Genomic DNA, 23,721 nt, shown 5'->3' on the forward strand with positions numbered 1-23,721 from the left:
TTGTAAAGCGCCTTTCGACAAACCCTGCCAAGGATTCCCCATGTCCCTCGCCCGTGGTTACGCCGCCCATTCACATACCGACCCGCTGATCCCGTACGAATTCGAACGCCGCGCGGTCGGCCCGGACGATGTGCGCATCGAGATCCTCTACAGCGGCATCTGCCATTCCGACCTGCACCAGGCCCGCGACGACTGGGGTGGCTCGATCTACCCGATGGTGCCCGGCCACGAGATCATCGGCCGCGTCACCGAGGTCGGCAGCAACGTCACCCGCTTCAAGGTCGGCGACCACGCCGGCGTGGGCTGCATGGTCGACTCGTGCCGCCACTGCGACGCCTGCGAGCACGACCTGGAGCAGTACTGCGCCGAAGGCGCGACCTGGACCTACAACGGCCGTGAGCGCGAAAGCGGCGCGCCGACGTATGGCGGCTATTCCGACCACGTGGTGGTCGAGCAGCGCTTCGTGGTGAAGGTGTCCGACACCCTCGACCTCAAGGCAGCCGCGCCGCTGCTGTGTGCCGGCATCACCACCTGGTCGCCGCTGCGCCACTGGAAGGTCGGCCCGGGCCAGAAGGTCGGCGTGATCGGCCTCGGTGGCCTCGGCCACATGGGCGTGAAGTTCGCCAAGGCCCTCGGCGCACACGTGGTGATGATCACCACCACGCCGGAAAAGGGTGCCGACGCCAAGCGCCTGGGTGCCGATGAAGTGCTGGTCTCGCGCGATGCCGCGCAGATGAAGGCGCATGCCGGCAGCTTCGACTTCCTGCTCAACACCATCCCGGTCGGCCATGACACCAACCCGTACATGGGCCTGCTCAAGCGCGAGGCCACCATGTGCCTGGTCGGCGTGCTGACCGAACTGGATCCGCCGCTGACCGGCGGCAGCGTGATCTTCGGCCGCAAGCACCTGACCGGCTCGGCGATCGGCGGCATGGCCGAAACCCAGGAAATGATGGATTTCTGCGCCGAGCACGGCATCGTCAGCGATGTCGAGATGATCGACATCAAGAACGTCAACGAAGCCTGGGAGCGCATGGCGAAGAACGATGTGCGCTACCGCTTCGTGATCGACATGGCGACGATGAAGAACGCCGCTTGATCGATCGGCGACTGTGAACGAAGAACCCCGGCACTGCCGGGGTTTCTTGTTTGCGTTGCACGGCCCGTCCGCCGGGCCATGCCCGGCGAGCGAAGCGGTTGCCTCCCTCCTTGGGCATGACGAAGATCAAGGACCCGGCCACCAGCCGGGCGCAGACTCGCTGCATGGCCCGCCTGCCCTCCCCTGCGATGCTGATGCGCGCGCCGCACCGGCTGCTGTTCTTCATCGGCGCCAGCAACCTGCTGCTGGCAATGCTGTGGTGGGCGTTGTGGCTGGGCGCATTGCGCGGGTTGTGGACGCCGCAGCCACCGCCGCTGCCTCCGGCCTGGCTGCACGCGCTGCTGATGCAGTACCTGGTACTGCCCAGTTTCATCTTCGGCTTCCTGCTCACCGTGTTCCCGCGCTGGCTGGCACAGCCGGAGCTGCCACGCAGCCGTTATGCGCCGGTCGGCATCGGCCTGTTTGGTGGGCAGGCGTTGCTGATTGCCGCCGCCTGCGGGTGGACACCCGGGCTGTGGCCCGGCCTGCTGCTGGCACTGGCCGGCTGGAGCGCCGGACTGATCGTGCTGGGACGCGTGCTCAAGGCCGCCGGTCCCAACCGCAACTGGCATGCGCGCGCCTGCTATGCCGCACTGCTGCTGGGCTGGCTGGGGCTGCTGCTGTTCATGGCGGTGGGGCGCGGCCACGCCATGCTGATGCCGGTCACGGTGGCACTCGGCACCTTCGGCCTGCTGCTACCGGTCTACCTCACCGTCGCGCACCGGATGATCCCGTTCTTCGCCAACAACGTGGTGGATGGCTATGTGGCGTGGCGCCCGCTGCGCTGGTTGGCTGCGATGTGGGCGCTGCTGATGCTGCGCCTGCTGTTGAGCGCGTTGCAGGTCGACCACCTGCTGTGGCTGGCCGATGCGCCGCTGCTGATGTTGTCGCTGCAGGCGCTATGGCACTGGTGGCCACGCGGGCCGATGCCGGGCCTGCTCGCGGCCCTGTTCCTGGCACTGGCGTGGCTGCCGATCAGCTTCGCGTTGTATCTGCTGCAGGACATCGGCCAGATGCTGGGCCATCCGCAACTGCTCGGCCGCGCGCCGCTGCATGCCCTCGCCGTGGGCCTGTTCGGCAGCCTGCTGGTGGCGATGGTGACCCGGGTCACCCAGGGCCATTCCGGCCGACCGCTGGTGATGCCGGCAGTGGCCTGGTTTGCGTTCGTCGCGCTGCAGGCGGTGGCGATCATGCGCATCGCTGCCGAACTGATGCCCGACGCCCATGCGTGGCATTTCGCCGCAGCCATCGGCTGGTTGCTGGCCTTGGCACCGTGGGTGGCGCGGCTGGGCTGGATCTACCTGTGCCCACGGCGCGACGGCAAGCCGGGCTGACATCACCGCTGGGCATGGCACCATGGTGGGCATGTCCGATATCCCGTTCGATCCCACCGCAATCACCACCTTCGCCGATGGCGACCCTGAGGAGAATCCCTGGGTTCTCGGCGCGCCGCAGCCGGAAGCGCTGCAGGTGGTGCCCTGGTCCACGCTGTGGGCCGACCAGTTCGAGCAGCAGCGCACGCAGCTGCAGGCGACACTCGGCAACACCGCGCTGGGCATTGAACATGTCGGCTCCACCGCGGTGCCGGGCCTGCCGGCCAAACCGGTACTGGACATCGACCTGCTGGTTGCCGATCCCGCCGACGAAGCGGCCTGGCTGCCAGCGCTGCAGGCACTGGGCTACGTGCTTACCATCCGCGAACCCTCGTGGTACCAGCACCGCATGCTGCGACTGGACGTGCCGCGCGTGAACCTGCACGTGTTCGCACCTGGTTGCGCCGAGCACCTCCGCCACTGCTTGTTCCGCGATTGGCTGCGCAGCCATGAAGATGACCGCAGGCGCTATGCACAGGCCAAGCAGGCAGCACTGCAGGGCAATGCCAACGTGCAGGCCTACAACCGCAGCAAGCAGGATGTGGTTCGCGGCATCTACGCGCGCCTGTTCGCAGCGCGCGGGTGGTGACGCAACGGCAGGTGCCGGCCCCGGTTGGCACCCGCCGGAACAGTGTCAGTACGCGAACTCGCGGAACACCGGATCGACGTCGCCGTGCCAGCGGCCATGGAACAGCGCCAGCTTGCGTTCGGCCGGGGTCAGGCCGGACTCGACGATCTCCTGCAGCACGTCCAGGAACTTGCTCTCGTCCTGGCCGTCGGCATTGCGCGCCGCGCGGCGCTTGAGGCCTTCGACGGAAATCTTCACCGCTTCACGGGCCAGGTCGCGCACGCTGCCAGTGCGGAACGGCAGGTTCATCGCATGCTTCGGCACGCCGTCGCGCAGTGCATGGCGCTCGGCCAGGGTGAAATCCCGTACCAGGTCCCAGGCCGCATCCAGTGCGGTGTCGTCGTACAACAGGCCCACCCAGAATGCCGGCAGCGCACACAGGCGGCTCCACGGGCCACCGTCGGCACCGCGCATTTCCAGATACTTCTTCAGGCGCACTTCCGGGAACGCGGTGGTCATGTGGTCCGACCAGTCGCGCAGCGTCGGCAGCGCGCCCGGCAGCACCGGCAGCTTGGCCTGCATGAAATCGCGGAAGCTCTGCCCGCTGGCGTCGTGGTAGATGCCATCGCGGTAGGAGAAATACATCGGCACGTCGAGCAGGTAATCGACATAGCGCTCGTAACCGAAGCCATCCTCGAACACGAAGTCGAGCATGCCGGTGCGGTCGGCGTCGGTGTCGGTCCAGATGTGCGAGCGGTAGCTCAGGTAGCCGTTCGGCTTGCCTTCGGTGAACGGCGAATCGGCGAATAGCGCGGTGGCGATCGGCTGCAGCGCCAGCGACACGCGGAACTTCTTCACCATGTCCGCTTCGGTGGCGTAATCCAGGTTCACCTGCACCGTGCAGGTGCGGGTCATCATGTCCAGGCCCAGCGAGCCGACCTTGGGCATGTAGGCGCGCATGATCTTGTAGCGGCCCTTCGGCATCCACGGCATCTCATCGCGCTTCCACTTCGGCTGGAAGCCCATGCCGAGGAAGCCGAGCTGCAGCTCACCTGCCACCTGTGCCACTTCGTTGAGATGGGTGCCGGTCTCCACGCAGGTCTGGTGGATGGTCTCCAGCGCCGCGCCGGACAGTTCCAACTGGCCCGCCGGTTCCAGCGTGACCGAGGCACCATCGCGCAGCAGGGCGATCGTGTTGCCGTTCTCCTGCACCGGCTCCCAGCCGAAGCGGACCAGGCCGTTGAGCAGTGCCTCAATGCCGCGCTCGCCCTCGAAGGTCGGCGGGCGCAGGTCATCCAGGCGGAACCCGAACTTCTCGTGCTCGGTGCCGATGCGCCACTGCGCGCGGGGTTTCTCGCCGGAGGCGATCACCTCCACCAGCTGCGAGCGGTCGGTAATGGGTGTATCGGCGACGTGGCTGGGGCTCGACAAGGGGAAGGCTCGCTGGACAGTGGCGGGGGATGTGGGGCCCGGGGCCTTCCATCGCAAGGGCGCACTATAGCGTGGCGACCCGTTGCGTCATGCGACGGAGACGGTTTTCAGCATCCTACCGACGCCCTCTTGACCCTCGTACACTCGGGGCCATGAGCCGCCATTCACGACACCCCGAACTGCACCGCTCCGAGCGCGTCGGCTGGCTGCGTGCCGCCGTGCTGGGGGCCAACGATGGCATCGTCTCGGTGGCCGGCCTGGTGGTCGGCGTGGCCGCCAGCGGCGCCTCCGCGGCGACCATTCTGGCCACCGGCGTGGCTGGCACCGTGGCCGGCGCGATGTCGATGGCTGCTGGAGAGTATGTCTCCGTGCAGACCCAGGCCGACACCGAAGACGCCGACCTGGCGATGGAAAAGCGCGAACTGCACGAAGATCCGCACAGCGAGCTGGAAGAGCTGACCGCGATCTACCGCCACCGCGGCCTGGAGCCGGCGCTGGCGCGGCAGGTGGCCGAGCAGCTCACCGCCCACGACGCACTGGGCGCCCACGCCCGCGACGAGCTGGGCATCACCGATACCCTGCGCGCGCGCCCGCTGCAGGCAGCGCTGGCCTCGGCCGGCGCCTTCACCTGTGGTGCGGCACTGCCGGTGCTGACCGCGCTGCTCGCGCCGGTCGACAAGGTCGCGATGATGACCACCGCCAGCACCCTGCTCGGCCTGTGCCTGACCGGCGCGATGGCGGCCCAGGCCGGTGGCGCACCGCCGGTACGCGGCGCGATCCGGGTGATGTTCTGGGGCGCGTTGGCGATGGCCGCGGCCGCCGGCGTCGGTCGCCTGCTCGGCGCACACGTGACATGACCGCCATGCTGCCCCCGGCCACCGCACTGCTGGCCGAGATGGCCAGTCTGGCGGGCTGTGAGCGCGCCGAAGGCTATGCCTGCATCACCGCCCGTCGCGAGCATGGCGCCAGCTCGGTGGAGATTCCGCAACCGCAGTTCGCGATCCTGCTGGAGGGCCGCAAGCAGGTGCGCACCGCGCACCAGTCGCTGGAATTCATCCCCGGCGACATCCTGCTGCTGACCCAGCGCTGCCGGATCGATGTGGTCAACACGCCCGACCCGGGGACCGGCCGCTACCTCAGTGCCATCGTGCCGCTGTGTGCCGAAGTGCTGGCGGCCGCACGCATACTGTGGAGCGAGGACCTTCCCGCGCCGGGCCAGGCGATGGCACATCTGCCTTTGATCGACCATGGCCCGGTGCTGCGCCAGTGGCGGCAATCGCTGCAGGACGGCCGTTACAGCGAGGCACGATTGGCCCTGGCCTCGCTGGTATTGACCCTGTGCCGGCAGGGCCACGGCAACCTGCTGCTGCCGCAGGCGCCGAGCCTGGGCGAACAGATCCGCGACCGCATCGCCGCCGAACCGGCACGCGACTGGCAATCGCGTGATGTGGAAGAACAGTTCGCGCTGAGCGGTGCGACCCTGCGCCGTCGGCTGGCGGCCGAGGACACCAGCCTGCGCCAGCTGCTCACCGAGGCCCGGCTGGCGCATGGCATGCAGCTGCTCTACACCACGGACCTGCCATTGAAGACCGTCGCTGCACGCGCGGGCTACCGGTCTGCGGCGAGCTTCAGCAAGCGCTTCGCCGAGCAGTACGGACTGGCTCCCACAGACATTTGAAGGGGTTCGGCAGGGCTGCGCCCTGCACCCGCAGAGGCAACGGCAACGGCCGAAGCAACAGCAACAGCAACAGCGGCTATCCGAGGGATGGCGGGGCGGTGTCGGAGTGCGGGGACGCTGCAAGTACGTCCCTGTAAGCTTGGCAGCCGCATCCATGCGGCTGACACCCCGCACTCCGACACCGCCCCACCTCTGACAGATCTCCGCGGCTGTTGGTAGGTGTCGACCTTGGTCGACACCTCTGTCAGATATCGAATGAGTCATCCACGCATGGCGTGGATCTACTGTGTCGACCAAGGTCGACACCCACCAGAGCAGTTTGCCGTTCCAACAGATCGCAGAAAACTGTCGAAGGCGGGGTGGGTCCGGTTGCGGGGGCGTGAGCCGCATGGATGCGGCGACCGAGCTTACATGGACGTACTTGCAGCGGCCCCCGCAACCGGACCCACCCCGCCATCCCACGGATAGCCCGCTGTTGCTGTTGCCTCGGCTGTTGCTGTTGCTTCGGCCGTTGCCGTTGCCGTTGCCTCTGCGGGTGCAGGGCGCAGCCCTGCAGACAACACCCCTCCCTGAGCATTCCGCGTAGTGGTTTGAGCGCCGCACACACGTCGACCACGGCACGCTATACGGCAACGGAACCGCCCGTCGTCCACCGAGAACCACCATGACCCTGCGTCCCCTGCCGCTGCACCGCGCCCTGCTGTTGGCCCTGTCATCCCTGCCACTGGCCGCGCTGGCCGAAACCACGTCGCCTGCCCCCACCCAGCAGGTCCCAGGCGTCTACCACCAGCGCGTCGGTGCGCTGCAGGTCACCGCCCTGTTCGATGGCGTGGTCGCGCTGGGCCGGCAGGAAGTCGTGGACGTGCCGCCGACGCTGGTCAGCCGCCTGCTGGAAGGCCGTTATGTTCCCGAAGACAAGAAGGGCCTGCAGACCGCGATCAACGCCTTCCTGGTGCGCCAGGGCAATCACCTGACCCTGGTCGATACCGGTACCGCGCAGTGCTTCGGCCCCGGCCTGGGCCAGGTGCTGGGCAACCTGCGCGCCTCCGGCGTGGACCCGGCCGAGGTGGATGAGGTGCTGCTGACCCACGCCCATCCGGACCATCTGTGCGGCGTGCTCGACGCGCAGGGCAAGCCGGCCTACCCGAACGCCACGGTGTGGCTGTCCAAGGCCGATGCCGACTACTGGCTCAACCCGGCCAGCGAGGCCACCGCGCCGAAGGGCGTGCGCTTTGCCTTCCCGCTGGCGCGCAACGCGGTAGCGCCCTATCAGGCCAGCGGCCACCTGCGCACCTTCAGTCCCGGCGATGCCCTGCCCGGTGGCGCGGTGGCGATGGACACCCATGGCCATACGCCCGGCCATGTCTCCTACCGGTTCGACAGCCAGGGCCAGTCGCTACTGGTGTGGGGTGATGTGCTGCACTTCCACGCAGTGCAGTTCGCGCACCCGGAGGCGGCCTTCGAGGCCGATTCGGACCGCAAGGCGGCCATCGCCAGCCGTCGCGGCCTGCTGCAGCAGGCCACCGCCAACGGTTGGTGGGTGGCCGGTGCGCACCTGCCGTTCCCCGGTCTGGGCCATGTACGTGGCGAGGGCAAGGCCTATGCGTGGGTGCCGGCGGAGTATTCGCCGTTGAAATGAGGTATCGCCGACCAGCGGCCGGTACTACCCGGAAGCAGACCGGTCGCGCCGGGCCATGCCCGGCCCTACCGGCCGGGTGCCGAGCGCTGCGCGTCCCGTAGTTCGTCCAGGTACGGCAACAGTTCCTGCAGCGCCAAGTACAAACCCGCTTGCCGCGCGTCCATCCGGATCGCCTGCCACTGCGCGTGTTCGAAGATCCCGTCATCAGAACAGCTGAGCGAGGTCGCATCAAGCTCAGCGCAGGATGCGCGAAGCCTCAGCAGCGCCTGCTGGCCCAATGGCGGCACCTGATCGGCCAGACCGTCCATGACGGCCACCAGAGGCATCAGGACCGACGACTGGACCTCACAGGCAAGACACTGCGGCAGCTTTGCCGCTTGGCCCAATGCGTCCTGCTGGAGGAAATCGAGGGCAGAGAGCAAGGTGCAGGCCGCTTCGACGCGGGCACCGTCACCCGCCCCGTGCCATTGCCAGAACGTTGCTGCAAATCCTTCCATCCGTACACCCCGATGAAAAGGCAGGCGACCGCTGGCCGCCTTATTCCAGCCCCAGCCAGCCGCCGATGATGCCGCGGGCTTCGTCCACACCGGTGCGGGCGGCGCCGGAGAACACCTGCACGCTGACCGTATCACCGAAGGAGGAGTGCAGTTCCTTGCGCACCTTCTGCAGGGTCTGCATCTGCTGGCTGCGGCTCAGCTTGTCGGCCTTGGTCAGCAACGCATGCGCCGGCAGGCCACGCTGCACGGCATAGGCCAGCATCTGCCGGTCGTAGTCCTTCAGCGGGTGGCGGATATCCATCACCACCACCAGGCCCCTCAGCGCATTGCGGGTGCGGAAGTAGCGGTCGATGAAGGCCTGCCAGTGCGCCTGCAGGTCCAGCGGCACCTTGGCGTAGCCGTAACCGGGCAGATCGACCAGATGGGCTTCCGGGGTCACCTGGAAGAACACCAGCTGCTGGGTGCGGCCGGGGGTCTTGGAGACCCGGGCCAGGCTGTTCTGGCGGGTCAATGCGTTGAGAGCACTGGACTTGCCGGCGTTGGAGCGGCCCGCAAAGGCCACTTCGGCCCCCTCATCGGGCGGCAGCTGCCCAATGTTGTGGGCAGAGAGGTGGTATTGAGCGCGTTCGATGAGCAATGACATGTGCATAGGATCGCATGTTGTGGCACCGCGCGCCCGGCCCCGGGCCCTCCGCCGGGAAAATGCTGCACTGCTGCGTTGACCGTGCGCGGAAACGGCGTTGATAATCCGGGCGATGCCGGCGGCCACCGCCCGGCCCGGTCCATACGGAGCTTCAGCATGCGCCACGCTCGCGTTCTTGCCGTATCCGCCCTTGCCACTGCCATAGTTGTTGCCGCTGCTGCGTTCGCGCAGACCACGTTGACCCCGCTGCCCGACAACGGGCCGATCAACACCGCCTCGCTGGAGGTCGATTTCAGCAAGACCCACTGGGGCGATGCCAAGGCCGGCCAGACCAAGGCCTCGGCCTGCGCGGCCTGCCATGGCGCCGACGGCAATTCCACGGTGGAGATGTACCCGTCCATCGCCGGCCAGAGCGAACGCTACGTCGCCCAGCAGATGGCCCTGATCGCCAACGGGCAGCGCAGCTCCGGCGCGGCGGTGGCGATGGTGCCGTTCGTGCAGAACCTCACCCCGCAGGACATGCGCGACATCGGCGCGTTCTTCGCCACGCAGAAGGCCACTGCCGGCATCGCCGATGACACGGCGGTCACCGACGGCCCCTACAAGGGCATGAAGTTCTACGAGATCGGCCAGCTGCTGTACCGTGGCGGTGACGCCAAACGCGGCCTGCCGGCCTGCATGGCCTGCCACGGCCCCAGCGGCGCCGGTAATCCGGGGCCGGCCTATCCGCACATCGGTGGCCAGCACGCCAGCTATGTCGCGCGCCGCCTGCAGGAATACCAGGCCGGCCAGACCAACGAGACCGACAAGGCGCACTTCCAGATCATGGCTGCGGTTGCGCAGAAGCTGAGCGAGCAGGAGGTGCAGGCGCTGTCGAGCTACCTGCAGGGCCTGCACAACAAGGCCGACGACGTGGCCGTTGCCACCGCGCCGGCACAACCGGCTGCCGCCCCCTGACCACCACTGGTCGGCCCGGGTCGCCACGCCGGCCCGCGGCTGCGGTATGTTTCCTTCACGCCGGCGACCGCGCCGGCGTTGCTTTTTTCAACGGAGATGCGTGTCGATGAGGTTGATTTCCCGCCTGCTGTTGTCTTTGCTGGTGCTGCTGCCGCTGGTAGCCTGCGCCGCCACCCCCGCCAATGCCCCGCTGGTCGAAGGCAAGGACTACGAGCGCATCGCCCAGCCGGGCCCGTTCCAGCCGCTGGCCGGCAAGATCGAGGTGGTCGAGGTCTTCGGCTACACCTGCCCGCACTGCGCCCGTTTCGAACCGCAGCTGGAAGCCTGGGCAGCCAAGCTGCCGGCCGATGTGCGCTTCACTCCGGTACCGGCAGCCTTCGGCGGCGCCTGGGATGCCTGGGCACTGGCCTACTACGCCGCCGACGAAGTCGGCGTGGCCAAGCGCAGCCATGCCGCCGTGTTCAAGGCCCTGCACCAGGACGGCTCGCTGCCGATGCAGAACGTCTCGGCCGATGAGCTCGCCAACTTCTACAAGGCCTATGGCGTGACCCCGGACCGTTACCTGCAGGCCCTGCGCGGCGATGCCGTACAGAAGAAGGTCGATGCCGCCCGCGCGTTCGCCCAGCGCACCAAGATCCCCGGGACCCCGGCGCTGATCATCAACGGCCAGTACCTGGTCCGTGGCGACAGCTTCGACGACCAGCTGCGCATCGCCTCGGCGCTGATCGCCCAGGCCCGCGCAGCCCGCGGCCGCTGAACCAACACCCACCACCGACACGGCGCTGTCGCCGCCGCGTGTCATCATTTCCCCCTGGCCGGCGCATGACGCCGGCCCCACCTTTCCAGATGCTGGAGACGTTTCCATGAAGATCCGTTACGCCCTCGCCCTCGCAGCGCTGCTGCCGATCCTGGCGGCCTGCAAGGCCGACGACGGCAGCACCAACACCACCGCGGCCCCGGCCGAACCGGCTGCAGCTCCGGCGACCACCGAACCGGCCGCTCCGGCCGCTGGCAGCGAAGGCGCCGCCCCGGCCGCTGCCGAAGGCGAGAAGGCCGCGGCTGAAGCCGCCCCGGCCGCTGCACCGGCCCCGACCACCACCGCACTGACCGGCCCGGCCCCGGTGGAAGGCGCCGACTACCAGGTGATCCCGAACGGCCAGCCGTTCCAGCCGGCCGCCGGCAAGATCGAAGTGACCGAGATCTTCGGCTATGTCTGCCCGGCCTGCGCCGCGTTCCAGCCGCTGGTCGGCCCGTGGAAGGCCGGCCTGCCGAGCGACGTGAACTTCGTCTACGTGCCGGCCATGTTCGGCGGTACCTGGGACAACTACGCCCGTGCCTTCTACGCCGCGCAGACCCTGGGCGTGCAGGAGAAGACCCACGAAGCCCTGTACGCTGCCATCCATTCGCAGAAGACCCTGAAGGGCGAGCGCGGCACCGATTCGGTTGACGACATCGCCAAGTTCTACGGTGCCTACGGCGTGGATCCGAAGCAGTTCGCCGCCACCATGGGCAGCTTCGCGGTGAATGCCAAGACCAACTCGGCCAAGCAGTTCGCCCAGCGCAGCCAGATCAGCGGCACCCCGTCGATCATCGTCAATGGCAAGTACCTGGTGAAGGGCAAGAGCTTCCCGGACATGCTGCGCATTGCCGACCACCTGATCGCCCGCGAACGCGGTGCGGCCCAGGCTCACTGATCCAAGAGAAGCGTTTCCCGGCCGTGAATTCCCCCCGTACACGGACCCTGCGCTTGCTGACGGCCAACATCCAGGCCGGCTCAAGTACCCGCCGCTACAGCGACTATGTGACCCGCAGCTGGTCACATGCGCTGCCGGCGGGCCGCAAGCGCAGCAGCCTGGACGCGATCGCCACCCTGGCGCGCGAACATGACATCGTCGGCCTGCAGGAGGCCGACCCGGGCAGCCTGCGCTCGGGCTTCACCAACCAGACCCACTACCTGGCCCAGCGTGCCGGCTTCAACTACTGGAGCCACCAGCCGAACCGGCGCATGGGCGGGGTCGCCTCCAGCGCCAACGGCCTGCTGAGCAAGCTGGAACCGGTGGAAGTGCAGGATCACGCCCTGCCCGGCCGCATCGGCGGGCGCGGCGTGCTGCTGGCCAAGTTCGGCGACGGCGCCGATGGCCTGGCGGTAGCGGTAGCCCATCTGTCGCTGGGCGCGGGTTCGCGGATGTCGCAGCTGGGCTTCATCGCCGAGCTGCTGTCCGACCATCCCAATGCGGTGCTGATGGGCGACTTCAACTGCCTGGCCGAACGCCCGGAAATGCAGGTGCTGTACCAGAAGACCCGCCTGCAACCACCGGGCTGCATCGTGCCGACCTTCCCCAGCTGGCGCCCCGATCGCGCCATCGACCACATCCTGGTCAGCAGCGGCCTGCAGACCCGCACCGTGGAAGCCGTACCGGCCGCGTTCTCCGATCACCTCGCCCTGGCGATGCAGATCGACGTTCCGGCGGACGCCCTGCGCTGACCGCTCCTGGTGGGTGCCAACCTTGGTTGGCACGCTCTCCGCCGGGCATGGCCCGGCGCTACCCCGCCTGCACCACCGGCACCTTCAGCCGCCGCGCGGTCATCGTGCTGCCCACCGAGGCCAGCACCGTGCAGCCGATCGCCAGCCACTGCAATCCATGCAGGTGCTCGTGCAGCAGCAGCATCGCCCACAGCGCGGCTACTGCCGGCTCCATGCTGATCAGGATGCCGAAGGTCTCCTTGGGCAGGCGCTTGAGCGCCATCATCTCCAGCGACATCGGGATCGCGCTGGACACCAACGCCACCAGCAGGCCAGCGGCCAGGATCTTCGGATCGAGCAGTGCGGCGCCGGCATGCACCACGCCCACCGGCACCACCACCAGCGACGCCGCCAGCAGCCCCAGCGACACCGAATGCCCGGCGTGCAGATGGCCGGCACGCTTGCCGAACACGATGTACAGGCCCCAGCACGCCGCCGCACCCATGGCATACAGCACGCCGGCCGGATCCAGCGCCGGGCCGCCACCGATCGGCAACAGCAACAGCAGCCCCACCGCCGCGCAGCCCACCCACAGGAAGTCGATCGGTCGTCGTGATGACAGCATCGCCACCGTCAGCGGCCCGGTGAACTCGATGGCCACCGCGATGCCGAAGGGAATCGTGCGCAGGGCCATGTAGAACAGCAGGTTCATCAGGCCCAGGGTGAGCCCGTAGCGCAGGATGGTGATCGCATCCACGCGGCTGGTCTTCCAGCGCCATGGCCGCCAGAACAGCAGCAGCAACAGCGCCGAAAAGCCCACGCGCAGCGCGCTGGTGCCCTGGGCACCGATCAGCGGGAACAGGTGTTTTGCGTAGGAGGTGCCGATGGCCAGCGAGGTGACCGAGCCGAGCACCGCCAGCGCCGGCAACATCGGCGCGAGTCGTGAAGTCTGCATGCGCAAAGTCTATTGCGCCGGCGCCGAGCACTTGGCTCAATTGACGGCCCGTTCGTGCAACTTCTGCTCGCCATGGCCATCGCCCCCGTGCTCGACAGTTTCGACCGCGCCATCCTCGACCTGCTGCAGCGGGACAACACCCTGCCGCAGCGCGAAATCGCCGAGGCCGTGCACCTGTCCACCCCGGCCGTGCAGCGCCGCATCAAGCGCCTGCAGGACAGCGGCGTGATCGCGGCCAATGTAGCGGTGGTCGCCGCCGCCAAGGTCGGGCGGCCGCTGACCATCATCGTCGAGGTGCGCGTGGTCAGCGAGCAGCGCGAGCGGGTGGCGCCGTTCAAGCGCCGCGTGCAGGACGACCCGGCCGTGCAGCAGTGCTACTCGATCACCGGTGACGGCGATTTCCTGCTGCTGCTTTCGGCGGCGTCGATGGAAGAGTACGAGGCGATCACCGAGCGCTTGTTCGGCGGCGATGACAACATCGAGCGCTTCCGTACCTCGGTGGCACTGGGCACCTTGAAGCGGAGTTTCGAGGTCCCGCTGGCACCGGTTCTGTAGCGTCGAGCCATGCTCGACTGCGTTTTTACCGCAGAGCAACAGCCGTCGAGCATGGCTCGACGCTACAGTCGGAGACCATGAGCACTCCTTCCTCTCCTGCCGGTCGCCTGCGCCGCTGGCTGCTGCGCGGCCTGTGGCTGGCCATTGCCGTCGTTGCCGCGATGGCGCTGTGGAACAGCCCATGGGCGGCCACGCCGAGGATGCTGTGGAGACTCTCGCGCATGCCGCCGGCCACCGAACTCCCGGTGCCGGTGGAGGGTGTGCGCCCCCGCCAGATCGCCGATACCTTCGGCGCGCCGCGCGGCCGCGACCGCTCCCACGCCGGCATCGATATCTTCGCCCAGCGCGGCACGCCGGTGCGCAGCGTCACTGCCGGCGTCATCGCGGATGTCAGCGAACGCGGCCTCGGTGGCCGCCAGGTCTGGGTGATCGGGCCCGGGCGGGAACGCTACTACTACGCGCATCTGGAAGGCTGGGCCGAGGGCCTGGCGCGCGGCCAGGTGGTGCAGGCCGGTGACCTGCTCGGCCACGTGGGCGACAGCGGCAATGCCAAGGGCACGCCGCCGCATCTGCACTGGGGCATCTACGCCACGAACGGCCCCCGCGACCCGTTGCCGCTGCTGCGCTGACCACCATTGCGCCCCCGCGGATCGATCCGTTCATGATTTGTAAATAGGAATTGTTCGTATTACCATTTCTTTCGTTTCCGGTGGTGCCAGGACGGCCTGCCCGCCCTTCCCCTACCCGTAGCGCCTCGCCTCCTGGATGCCGGCCGAACGCGCGTGCTCGTCCAGGACCCCCATGACCCGTCCCGCCTTCCGTACCCTGCAGCCGCAGCGGCTGTCCGTTGCCGTGCTTGCCGTTCTCTGCGCCGTGGCCCCGGCCGCCTTCGCCGACACCGCCGCCGATCCGACCACGCTGGACAAGGTGGTGGTCAAGGGCGAACGTGCCGAAGGCTATTCGGTGCGCCGCACCTCGGCCGGTACCCGCTTCGATCTGGCACCGCGCGAGATCCCGCAGTCGGTCAGCATCATCAGCCACCAGCGCATCGAAGATCAGAAGCTGGACGACATCATCGACGTGCTGGCCAACACCACCGGCGTGACCAGCACCCAGTCCGACAGCGAGCGCACCGAGTTCTACGCGCGTGGCTTCTACATCGATGCCTACCAGTTCGATGGCCTGCCGACGCAGATGGTGCAGAACTGGAGCTACGGCGATTCCGGCCTCGATCTTGCGCTGTACGACCGCGTGGAAGTGGTACGCGGCGCTACCGGCCTGCTCAGCGGTGCCGGCAATCCGTCCGCCTCGGTGAACCTCATCCGCAAACACGCCGACAGCGCAGAACTGACCGGCAGCATCTCGGTGAACGTCGGCAGTTGGGGCCGCACACGCACCACCGTGGACGTGGGCACCGCGCTGAACGCCAGTGGCACGGTGCGCGGCCGGGTGATCGGCAGCTACCTGGACACCGATGGTCAGATGGACCGCTACAACCAGCGCAAGACGCTCGGTTATGCCGTCATCGACGCCGACCTGACCCCGGACACGCAGCTCAGCGTGGGCTACGACTACCAGCAGAAGCGCGCCAACGGCGCGACCTGGGGCGGCTTCCCGATGTGGTACGCCGATGGCAGCCCGACCAACTATCCGACCTCGTTCAATCCGTCGCCGGACTGGACCTACTGGGACACCACCAGCAAGCGTGCGTTCGCCACCCTGCAGCATGCCTTCAGCAACGGCTGGAAGTTCAAGATCGGCGCCACCCACGACCGCACCAAGGCCAACGACAAGCTGTTCTATCCGGCCTACACCGCGTTCAACAAGACCACGGGCGCCGGCATCACGCCGATGGCCGGCTTCTACAACACCGAGCGCAAGGTTGATGGCATCGATGGCTACATCGATGGGCCGTTCCAGCTGTTCGGCCGCGAGCACCAGTTCATGGCCGGCCTGAGCTACAACAAGCGTGAGTTCGCCAACTATGGTGATTTCCAGCCTGACTTCAACGATCCGAATGCACAGTACCTGCCGCTGGCCAGCTACTTCGGCTGGACCGGTGATTTCCCGCAGCCGAACTGGCGACCGCTGAAGCTTGCCAGCCAGGGCACCATCACCCAGAAGGCCGGCTATGCCGCCGCACGCCTGTCGCTGGCTGATCCACTGAAGCTGATCATCGGTGCGCGCTACACCGACTGGAAGAGCGAAGACGAAGGCAACGACCGCTCGCACAAAGTGACCACGCCGTATGCCGGCCTGGTCTACGACATCAACGATACCTACTCCGCCTACGCCAGCTATACCGAGATCTTCCAGCCGCAGACGCTGCGCAACAAACAGGGCAGCTACCTCGATCCGGTCGATGGCAAGAGCTATGAAGTCGGCGTCAAGGGCGCGTGGTTCGACAACCGGCTGAATGCATCCGTGGCAGTGTTCCGCATCGAGCAGGACAACGTTGGCCAGGCAACCATGGACAAGGTCGACGGGCAAATGAACGAGACCGCCTACATCGCTGCACGTGGCACCGTCAGCCGTGGCTTCGAGTTCGAAGTGAATGGCGAACTGGCACCGGGCTGGAACGCGACCTTCGGTGCTTCACGTTACGTGGCCAAGGACATCAACGGCGCCGACATCAACACCAACCTGCCGCAGACCGCGCTGAAGCTGTTCACCAGCTACACCCCGCAATCGCTGCAGGAACTGACCGTCGGCGGCGGTGCCAACTGGCAGAACCGCATCTACTACGCTGCGCCGGTAGTGGGCCGTTTCGAACAGGAAGGCTACGCGCTGGTCAGTGCCTTCGTGCGCTACCGCATCTCGCCGGAGTTCAGCGTGCAGGCCAACCTCAACAACCTGCTGGACAAGAAGTACTACTCGCAGATCACCGGCTACGGTGCCTACGGCGACGGCCGCAATGGCTCGCTGACGTTCACCTGGGCGTTCTGATCCAACCGGCCTTGTAGCGTCGAGCCATGCTCGACTCGATCACACGGGGTCGTCGAGCACGGCTCGACACCACAACGGGGGCGCTCGGCGCCCCCTTTGCCGCGCTGCCCTTGCAGGTGTAGCGTCGCGCAGACGGATACCTCCGCGCCTTTCCCCTCCAGGACGACCGGCCATGCGCACCCGCACGAAACTCGGTCTCTCGCTCGTGGCCCTGTTCTCTTCGCTGCCGCTGATGGTCGCTACAGGCAATGGCTACTTCATCCTGCTTCTGCTGATCGGCCTGCCCGGAGCGATCCTGTTCTGGTTCGATCTGGGCCGTGAACTGCGCGCCATCCCCACTCCCACCCGCTCCGAGCGCGCGCTGGGATTGGCAATGGGCATTCCACAGGTGCTGTTCGGACTGTTGTGCGCGGGGATCGGCCTGATCCTGGTGGCCTGGATCCTGTACAACCTGCTGGTCCAAACACTGCCACAGTTCCGCATTCCCTCACTGCCCGCCTTCGCGGTCGGGCCGATGATGATCGTGGCCGGGCTGGGATGGGCACGCACCGCGTTCCGCCGTGCCAGCCTTGAACAGGATGACCCAGAACAGGACATTCCGGATTGACCACCTTCATGGAGTCGAGCATGGCTCGACGCTGCAACGGCGCCGGGCTGAGCCCGGCGCCGTCCCTTCATCAGAAACGCAGGTCCGCGCGCAGGTACCAGTAGCGGCCACGCGGGATGTCATAGGTCGAAGCGTCGTAACCGTTCAACGAGCACGACAGGCAGATCGGCGGATCCTTGTCGAACACGTTGTTCAGGCCAGCGGTCAGCTGCAGCCCCTTCATCCAGTCGATCTTGTAGCCCACCTGCATGTCATGGAAGGTGGTGGCCGACAGCGTATTGGTGCCTGCGGCCTGGTTGCTGCAGACCGGGAATACAGAGGCGTCACCGCAGTTCTCGGTCAATTCGGAGATATGCCGAACGGTCCAGTTGGCACTCCAGCGGTCCAGCGTCCAACCGATGCTGGCATTGCTGGTCCATTCCGGAATCGAGCTGTCGGCCACTTCCACGCCCGGCTTCTGCGGCTGCTTCTGGCCCGCCGCACCGGTGGCCTCGTAGCGGCCGACGAACGTGTTCTTCCAGCCCAGCTTGAACTGGCCGATCGAGCTCTGCGGCAACGTCCAGAACAGATCCACGTCCCAGCCATCGGTCTTGATCGAGCCGAGATTGGTCAGGCGGTTGTTGAAGCTGCTCACTGCACCGGTATTGGCGCGGGTGATGCCATCGCAGTAGATCGGATCCAGCGTTTCCACGCACAGGTCCAGCTGGGTCTGCGCGTTGATTGCCTGGATCGCGCCATCGATGGCATGGCGATAGAAGGTCACCTCCACGTCGAAGCGCTCGGACCACGAGGTGTTGTTGCCAAACCACGGGCTCCACACGAAACCGGCACTGAAACTGCGCGAGCGCTCCGGATCCAGCTCGCGGTTGCCGCCGGTGGTCACCGAGATCTGCGAGTTGGCCTGCTGGAAGCCGGCCGGCACGCCCAGCGCGGCACAGTTGGCGGCGCTGCCGCGCGGCGGCGTACCGCCCAGGCCCACCGAGCATGGATCGAACAACTGCAGGTCGGCACGCGCGGCCGAACCGTACAACTCACCGATCGACGGTGCACGGAAGCCCTCGGCATAGGTCGTGCGCAGCACGAAATCGTCGGTCACCTGCCAACGCAGGCCGTACTTGGGCGTGAATTCGCCACCGAAGGTGGAGTAGTCCGAATAGCGGCCGGCCAGGCTGAGGTCCAGCTTCTTGCCGAATGAAGAGTCGGCGAAGATCGGCACGCTCAACTCCAGGTAGGCCTCGTTGACGTCATACGAGCCGGATGTCGGCTGCGAAGGCACGCCGTTGTAGTGGCCCGCCACCGTCAGCGGATCGGGCTGGTACGAACCCTCGTACTTGCGATACTCGAAGCCGGTAGCGAACGACACCGGGCCGGCCGGCAGCGTGAACAGGTCGCTGGACAGGTTGGCGGTGAACAGGCTCAGTTCGTTCTGGCTGCGGTCACGCACCACCGGCTGGATCCACTTCAGCATGTCCGGAGTGATCGAACCGGCACCGCCGAAGATGTTCAGCGGCACGCAGCCCGGCGTCGCCGCACAGACGGACGGATCGCCCAGCGCCATGTTGACGTTGTAGATGTTGTAGCTGCCGTAGTTGGTCTGTTCGGCCTTGTTCTTGCTGTACATGCCGTTGACGTCCCAGTACCAGCTGCGGTCAGCCGCCTGGAAGTTGCCGACGAAGCCGGTGGCGAAATACGTGGTGTCCACTTCCTGCTTGAACACGCGCGCGCCGCCCTCTACTGGACGGCGACCGATCAGGCTCAGGTTGTCACCCGAGACCAGGTCGAAGCCGAACGGGTTGTACGGGTTGAGCGCAGACACGGTGATGTTGTCGGCCAGCGGATTGCCGGTGGCGCCATCGGGACCGAAGAACAGCGGCTCCGGGCCGGCCTGGTTGGTCGACTCACGGCGGTTGCCCAGTGCCTTGACGTACCACTGCACGTTGTCGGTGATGTCGAAGCGGAACTGACCGAACAGGCCCTTACGCTCCGACGGTGTCAGCACCATGTTGTATTCGGCGAAGTTGAAGCGATCAGCACTGGTGAAGCAGTGATAGTCATCGGTGCGCGCGCAGCCGGCACTGCCGTCGTAGCGCGGGTTGCTCACGCCGGTATTGGGCACGATGTTCTGCACCGCACCGGTGTTCGGGTCGGTGAACATGAAACGGCCCTGCGGAATGCCACCGCTGCCGAAGGCCAGGCCGGTGCCGGGAATCGGGAAGCGCGACTGCTCGCGGTCCTTGGCGAACACCGGATCCTGCTTGGTCCAGCTGGCGCCGAGGAACAGGCTGAAGCGGTCGCCGCTCTTGCCCCAGGCCAGATCCACGCCCTTCTGCGTGCCATCGCCCTTGCTGTACTCGCCGTAGTTCAGGGTCACCTGGCCGCCATCGAAGTCGCGGCGGGTGATGATGTTGACCACACCGGCAATGGCATCGGAGCCATACAGCGACGACGCGCCATCTTCGAGCACTTCGATGCGCTCGACGATGGCCAGCGGAATGGTGTTGAGGTCGGTGGCCGAGCCCACACCGGAGGCGGACGACTCATTGACCCAGCGGATGCCGTCAACCAGCACCAGCACGCGCTTGGCGCCCAGATGGCGCAGGTCCACCTGCGCCGAGCCAGCACCTACACCACTGCCATCGGGCGGGAAGCCGAAGTTGCCGGACGAATTGAACTTGGCATTGAGCGCGGAACCGGAACCGGTGAGCTGCTGCAGCACTTCGCCGATCGAGGTCAGGCCGGTGCGTTCGATATCACCGCGGGTCAGCGTCTGGATCGGCACCTGGCCTTCGACTTCAGCGCGCTTGATGCGGGTACCGGTGACTTCCACCGCATCGAGGTTGGTGGTGGATTGTGCAGCGGCACCCAACGGTGCCAGGGTCATCACGCACAGCGCGACGGCAACCGCCAAAGGGCGGTGGTGCAGGTGATTCATTCGCTCTCTCTCCAAAGGAATGTCGGGACATGGGCTGCCGCACTCCCTCCCTGCATGGCGGCGCCGTCTCCTTTGTAAACAAGTGGTAAAAATCGCGGCGTGATGATCGACACTCTTTCACGCGGAATTGACGCAATTGCAGGCCGATTGCGTCAGATGGCTGCAGGTTATGACCGGACGATATTGTTCACGACAGGCAGCCTTGATGCCGGCTGCGACAGCGCGCGCCGGGGGCTGCCACATTCATGGAAAGGGTCTCTGCCGGACCGTTTCAGGAATAGTTTGAAATTCCCTCTTTCAGAAGGCGCCGCTAGTCGATCCAGCGCAGACTCGCACCTCCAGCCATTCGCGGGAGGGTCGATCATGAAAGCGGTGAGTGCGGTGCTGGGTGTCACGACGGTGATGACGCTGCTTTTTTCCCTGGCGGGCGAATCGAGAGCAGGCGGCGTGATCGAGTGCAACAACTGCCCTTCTCCCAACGATGCGGCCTTGGCCTCGGGAGAGGGATTGACGGTTGTGGTGGATTTCGAGAGAGCCGAGTTGACTGCTTTCGACGTTGAACGTGCCCCTGGGACCGGAAGGTGGCGAGCACATCCAACCCCGGTTCCAGCGCAGATTGAAATGGCCTTTCTGCGGATCCTGGATGCGACGCTGTCAGCAGGGGAAGCGCCGCTCATGCAGCAATCACCGCATGAGCGGCAGTGAGACATCGCACTACCGCACGAACGCAATGCGCTCCATGCCGGTCGCCTCGGCTGCGGCCAGAATCCTCGCCATGCCTTCGTATTCGGCCGCCGGATCGGTGGCGATGCGCAGCTCCGGCAGGTTGCCGGCATGTTCGCCCGCCTGTGCCTGCAGACGCGCCTGCAGCTCACTGATCGCCATCGGCTGGCCATTCCAGCTGAGCTGGTTGGCAGCGTCCAGGCGCAGCTCGATCGGCGGTGGCGGTTCGGGACGGTCGACCACGCGATCGGTGGCCTGTGGCAACTGCACGGCAATCGGCCGGGCCACGATCGGCGCGGTCACGATGAAGATGATCAACAGCACCAGCATCACATCCACCAGTGGCGTGACATTGATGTCCGCCAGCGGGCCGCTTCTTCCTGCGCTACTGAACGCCATGTGCCGCTCCCTGCAGCCGGGCCGTTCGCCCAAGCTCGACACTACGTCGCCCGCAGGCTCGCGAGGCAGTGCCTGCTGCACGAGCATTCAGCTGCCGTTGCCGACCCATCGCGTGCACGCAATGCGAAACTGAATTCAGCCATTGCCCGCTATGCTGCCCGCCATGACCCGACGCTCTTCGACCGCCCTGTCCCTGCTGCCCTTGGCCACCACGCTGCTGATCGGCTGCGCCAATGCCCAGTCCCTCGACGCCCAGAACGCGCAGCTGAAGGCCGCGATCGCTGCCGCCGAACGCGGCCAGTTCGATCCCGGCCAGGCCGCCGCACTCAGCCGCCATCCGGCATACGGCTGGCTGGAGTACGCCAACCTGCGCCGCAACATCGACACCGTCGATACCGCGCAGGCGCAGGCCTTCCTCAAGCGCTATGACGGCCAGGCCGTGGCCACCACGTTCCGCAGCGTATGGCTGCCCTCGGTCGCACGCCGCCAGGACTGGCCGACCCTGCTCGCCAACTGGGCGCCCACCGACAACGCCGGCCTGCGCTGTGCGCAGCTGACCGCGCGCCAGGTGACCGGCAAGGTTGATCCGCAGTGGATCAGTGAAGCGCAGGATCTGTGGCGCAAGAACGGCAAGTCGCTGCCGGACGGCTGTGATGCCGTTTTTGCCGTGCTGCAGGCACAGGGAGGTCTGAGCGACGCCCTGCGCTGGGAACGCATCGACGCTGCCGCCGACGCCCAGCAACCCGCTGTGATGCGCAGCGCCGCACGGGGCCTGCCTGCCACCGACCTGGCGCTGGCCAACAATTACGCCGCGTTTGTCGACAAGCCCAACGCCAGCGCATTGAACTGGCCGCGCAACGAGCGCAGCCGGCGCATCGCCACCGATGGCCTGGCCAAGCTGGCCAAGGCCGATCCCGGCGCCACCGAACAGCAGCTGCCTCAGTACGCGCAGGCACTGGGCCTGAGTGCCGAGCAGCAGGGCCAGGTGCTGTACCAGATCGCACTGTGGACGGTGGCGTCCTACCTGCCCGATTCGGCGCGGCGCCTCAACGCGGTGCCGGAATCGGCGTACGACGAACGCCTGCACGAGTGGCGCGTGCGCGAAGCGATGTCGCGCGGTGACTGGCCGGCGGCGCTGACCGCGATCCGCAAGATGGGCAGCAAGCAGCGCAGCGACCCGCGCTGGCGCTACTTCGAAGGCCGCATGCTGGAGAAGACCGGCCAGGCCCAACAGGCGCAGCCGCTGTTCCGCGAGGCCGCGCGCGCACCGACCTTCCATGGTTTCCTCGCCGCCGACAAACTGCAGCAGGGCTACACGCTGTGCCCGTGGAAGCCGAACGACAGCGCGCAGGCACAAACGGTGATCGCGCGCGACCCAGCCATCCAGCGCGCGATGGCGCTGTACCAGATCGACCGCGCCGGCTGGGCCGTGGCCGAATGGAACAGTGCGCTGTCGCGCTTCGATGACACCCAGCGCCGCCTCGCCGTTCGCGTGGCGCAGGACAATGGCTGGTTCGACCGCGCCGTGTTCGCACTCGGCAAGCAGCCGCAGGAACAGCGCCTGTACGACCTGCGTTTCCCGCTGCACCACGACGCCACCATCCGCCGCGAATCGGCGCGCAATGCGATCGATCCGGCCTGGGTGGCGGCAGAGATCCGCGCCGAGAGCACCTTCACCCCGCGCGCGCGCTCGCCTGCCAACGCCATGGGCCTGATGCAGGTGCTGCCGGCCACCGGTGCCGGCGTGGCCAAGTCGATCGGCCTGACCGGCTACGGCGGTGCCGACAGCCTGTACGACCCGGACACCAACATCGCCATCGGTACCGCCTATCTGCGCCAGCTGATGAACAAGTACGACGGTCTGCCGTACGTGACCATCGCCGCCTACAACGCCGGCCCGACCCCGACCGCGCGTTGGCAGGGCCAGCGCCCGGGTTATGACCCGGACCTGTGGATCGAGACCATCAGCTACAAGGAAACCCGCGAGTACGTCGCACGCGTGCTGGCCTTCAGCGTGATCTACGACTGGCGCCTCAATGGCGATGCATTGCCGCTGAGCGACCGCCTGATGGGCCGCCTGGTGGACAAGCGCAAGAGCTTCAGCTGCGCCGCCAACGCGGACCAAGGCGGCGATTGATCGCACTGCGGTCGTGCCGGCCGCTGGCCGGCTTCGGCCATTATCCAAGGGTTGCCGGCCAGCGGCCGGCACTACCCGG

General features: G+C 66.9%; 22 protein-coding genes. 16 read left to right on the forward strand and 6 right to left on the reverse strand.

All coding sequences use genetic code 11. From position 1 onward, the window contains the following. Positions 1 to 40: 40 nt before the first annotated feature. From ACZK13_RS17730 to ACZK13_RS17740, 3 genes are all read left to right on the forward strand, one after another. Positions 41 to 1,099, forward strand: a complete 1,059-nt coding sequence (locus tag ACZK13_RS17730; protein ID WP_005419275.1) for an NAD(P)-dependent alcohol dehydrogenase — start codon at positions 41 to 43, stop codon at positions 1,097 to 1,099. Between the two features lie 116 nt (positions 1,100 to 1,215). Further along, complete coding sequence (locus ACZK13_RS17735) at positions 1,216 to 2,472, forward strand: NnrS family protein (RefSeq protein ID WP_125895895.1); 1,257 nt, start codon at positions 1,216 to 1,218, stop codon at positions 2,470 to 2,472. 31 nt (positions 2,473 to 2,503) lie between these two features. Then, a complete protein-coding gene (locus ACZK13_RS17740) occupies positions 2,504 to 3,100 on the forward strand; it encodes a GrpB family protein (protein ID WP_239669743.1) in 597 nt (198 codons plus the stop codon). Between the two features lie 45 nt (positions 3,101 to 3,145). Here the strand turns inward: ACZK13_RS17740 and ACZK13_RS17745 are convergent, their stop codons facing one another. Next, positions 3,146 to 4,510, reverse strand: a complete 1,365-nt coding sequence (locus tag ACZK13_RS17745; protein ID WP_032129893.1) for a glutamate--cysteine ligase — start codon at positions 4,508 to 4,510, stop codon at positions 3,146 to 3,148. Between the two features lie 152 nt (positions 4,511 to 4,662). Here ACZK13_RS17745 and ACZK13_RS17750 point away from each other — a divergent pair, with 152 nt between their 5' ends. The 3 genes from ACZK13_RS17750 (at position 4,663) to ACZK13_RS17760 (ending at position 7,827) form a co-directional block, all read left to right on the forward strand. Further along, on the forward strand, positions 4,663 to 5,367 hold the full coding sequence (locus ACZK13_RS17750; RefSeq protein WP_049421856.1) for a VIT1/CCC1 transporter family protein: 705 nt from the start codon (positions 4,663 to 4,665) through the stop codon (positions 5,365 to 5,367). After that, a complete protein-coding gene (locus ACZK13_RS17755; RefSeq protein ID WP_253143896.1) occupies positions 5,364 to 6,188 on the forward strand; it encodes a helix-turn-helix transcriptional regulator in 825 nt (274 codons plus the stop codon). Before ACZK13_RS17750 ends, ACZK13_RS17755 begins: the two co-directional genes overlap by 4 nt. A 664-nt stretch (positions 6,189 to 6,852) precedes the next feature. Next, positions 6,853 to 7,827 carry an MBL fold metallo-hydrolase gene (locus tag ACZK13_RS17760; protein WP_253145327.1) on the forward strand — a complete coding sequence of 325 codons (975 nt, stop codon included), beginning with the start codon at positions 6,853 to 6,855 and terminating at the stop codon, positions 7,825 to 7,827. A 65-nt stretch (positions 7,828 to 7,892) separates the two neighbouring features. Here ACZK13_RS17760 and ACZK13_RS17765 read toward each other — a convergent pair whose 3' ends face one another. Both ACZK13_RS17765 and yihA read right to left on the reverse strand, forming a co-directional pair. After that, the gene (locus ACZK13_RS17765; RefSeq protein ID WP_065724691.1) at positions 7,893 to 8,324 is read right to left on the reverse strand and encodes a hypothetical protein; all 432 of its coding nucleotides are present in this window, start codon (positions 8,322 to 8,324) and stop codon (positions 7,893 to 7,895) included. Between the two features lie 40 nt (positions 8,325 to 8,364). Then, entirely contained in the window at positions 8,365 to 8,967 is a 603-nt protein-coding gene (yihA, locus tag ACZK13_RS17770) for a ribosome biogenesis GTP-binding protein YihA/YsxC (protein WP_478482010.1), read from the reverse strand. Between the two features lie 156 nt (positions 8,968 to 9,123). Here yihA and ACZK13_RS17775 point away from each other — a divergent pair, with 156 nt between their 5' ends. The 4 genes from ACZK13_RS17775 to ACZK13_RS17790 all read left to right on the forward strand — a co-directional run bounded on the left by ACZK13_RS17775 (position 9,124) and on the right by ACZK13_RS17790 (position 12,409). Continuing rightward, complete coding sequence (locus tag ACZK13_RS17775; protein WP_478482011.1) at positions 9,124 to 9,924, forward strand: c-type cytochrome; 801 nt, start codon at positions 9,124 to 9,126, stop codon at positions 9,922 to 9,924. 106 nt (positions 9,925 to 10,030) lie between these two features. After that, complete coding sequence (locus tag ACZK13_RS17780) at positions 10,031 to 10,681, forward strand: thiol:disulfide interchange protein DsbA/DsbL (protein WP_180838419.1); 651 nt, start codon at positions 10,031 to 10,033, stop codon at positions 10,679 to 10,681. Between the two features lie 106 nt (positions 10,682 to 10,787). Continuing rightward, on the forward strand, positions 10,788 to 11,618 hold the full coding sequence (locus ACZK13_RS17785; protein ID WP_346487069.1) for a thiol:disulfide interchange protein DsbA/DsbL: 831 nt from the start codon (positions 10,788 to 10,790) through the stop codon (positions 11,616 to 11,618). Positions 11,619 to 11,671: 53 nt separating this feature from the next. Next, positions 11,672 to 12,409, forward strand: a complete 738-nt coding sequence (locus tag ACZK13_RS17790) for an endonuclease/exonuclease/phosphatase family protein (RefSeq protein WP_005419292.1) — start codon at positions 11,672 to 11,674, stop codon at positions 12,407 to 12,409. A 58-nt stretch (positions 12,410 to 12,467) separates the two neighbouring features. On the opposite strand, the gene ACZK13_RS17795 is transcribed toward ACZK13_RS17790, so the two are convergent. Next, a complete protein-coding gene (locus tag ACZK13_RS17795; RefSeq protein WP_032128972.1) occupies positions 12,468 to 13,343 on the reverse strand; it encodes an EamA family transporter in 876 nt (291 codons plus the stop codon). A 72-nt stretch (positions 13,344 to 13,415) separates the two neighbouring features. Between ACZK13_RS17795 and ACZK13_RS17800 the strand changes: the two genes are divergently transcribed. The 4 genes from ACZK13_RS17800 (at position 13,416) to ACZK13_RS17815 (ending at position 17,451) form a co-directional block, all read left to right on the forward strand. Beyond that, on the forward strand, positions 13,416 to 13,898 hold the full coding sequence (locus tag ACZK13_RS17800; RefSeq protein WP_032128965.1) for an Lrp/AsnC family transcriptional regulator: 483 nt from the start codon (positions 13,416 to 13,418) through the stop codon (positions 13,896 to 13,898). A gap of 77 nt (positions 13,899 to 13,975) precedes the next feature. Further along, positions 13,976 to 14,527, forward strand: a complete 552-nt coding sequence (locus ACZK13_RS17805; protein ID WP_125895801.1) for a M23 family metallopeptidase — start codon at positions 13,976 to 13,978, stop codon at positions 14,525 to 14,527. 172 nt (positions 14,528 to 14,699) lie between these two features. Beyond that, positions 14,700 to 16,844: a ferric-rhodotorulic acid/ferric-coprogen receptor FhuE gene (gene fhuE, locus ACZK13_RS17810; protein WP_253145331.1), complete on the forward strand. Its 2,145-nt coding sequence runs from the start codon at positions 14,700 to 14,702 to the stop codon at positions 16,842 to 16,844. Between the two features lie 172 nt (positions 16,845 to 17,016). After that, positions 17,017 to 17,451 carry a hypothetical protein gene (locus ACZK13_RS17815; RefSeq protein WP_125895800.1) on the forward strand — a complete coding sequence of 145 codons (435 nt, stop codon included), beginning with the start codon at positions 17,017 to 17,019 and terminating at the stop codon, positions 17,449 to 17,451. 70 nt (positions 17,452 to 17,521) lie between these two features. Here ACZK13_RS17815 and ACZK13_RS17820 read toward each other — a convergent pair whose 3' ends face one another. Then, the gene (locus tag ACZK13_RS17820) at positions 17,522 to 20,383 is read right to left on the reverse strand and encodes a TonB-dependent receptor (RefSeq protein ID WP_032128961.1); all 2,862 of its coding nucleotides are present in this window, start codon (positions 20,381 to 20,383) and stop codon (positions 17,522 to 17,524) included. A 102-nt stretch (positions 20,384 to 20,485) separates the two neighbouring features. Here ACZK13_RS17820 and ACZK13_RS17825 point away from each other — a divergent pair, with 102 nt between their 5' ends. Beyond that, positions 20,486 to 21,088, forward strand: coding sequence for a hypothetical protein (locus ACZK13_RS17825; RefSeq protein ID WP_180838422.1), 603 nt, complete (start codon positions 20,486 to 20,488; stop codon positions 21,086 to 21,088). Between the two features lie 9 nt (positions 21,089 to 21,097). Here the strand turns inward: ACZK13_RS17825 and ACZK13_RS17830 are convergent, their stop codons facing one another. After that, the gene (locus ACZK13_RS17830) at positions 21,098 to 21,505 is read right to left on the reverse strand and encodes an ExbD/TolR family protein (protein ID WP_032128960.1); all 408 of its coding nucleotides are present in this window, start codon (positions 21,503 to 21,505) and stop codon (positions 21,098 to 21,100) included. 151 nt (positions 21,506 to 21,656) lie between these two features. Between ACZK13_RS17830 and ACZK13_RS17835 the strand changes: the two genes are divergently transcribed. Then, the gene (locus ACZK13_RS17835) at positions 21,657 to 23,642 is read left to right on the forward strand and encodes a transglycosylase SLT domain-containing protein (protein ID WP_293794528.1); all 1,986 of its coding nucleotides are present in this window, start codon (positions 21,657 to 21,659) and stop codon (positions 23,640 to 23,642) included. The last annotated feature ends 79 nt before the right edge of the window (positions 23,643 to 23,721 follow it).

Source organism: Stenotrophomonas sp. 99219_Sma (genome assembly GCF_056480785.1).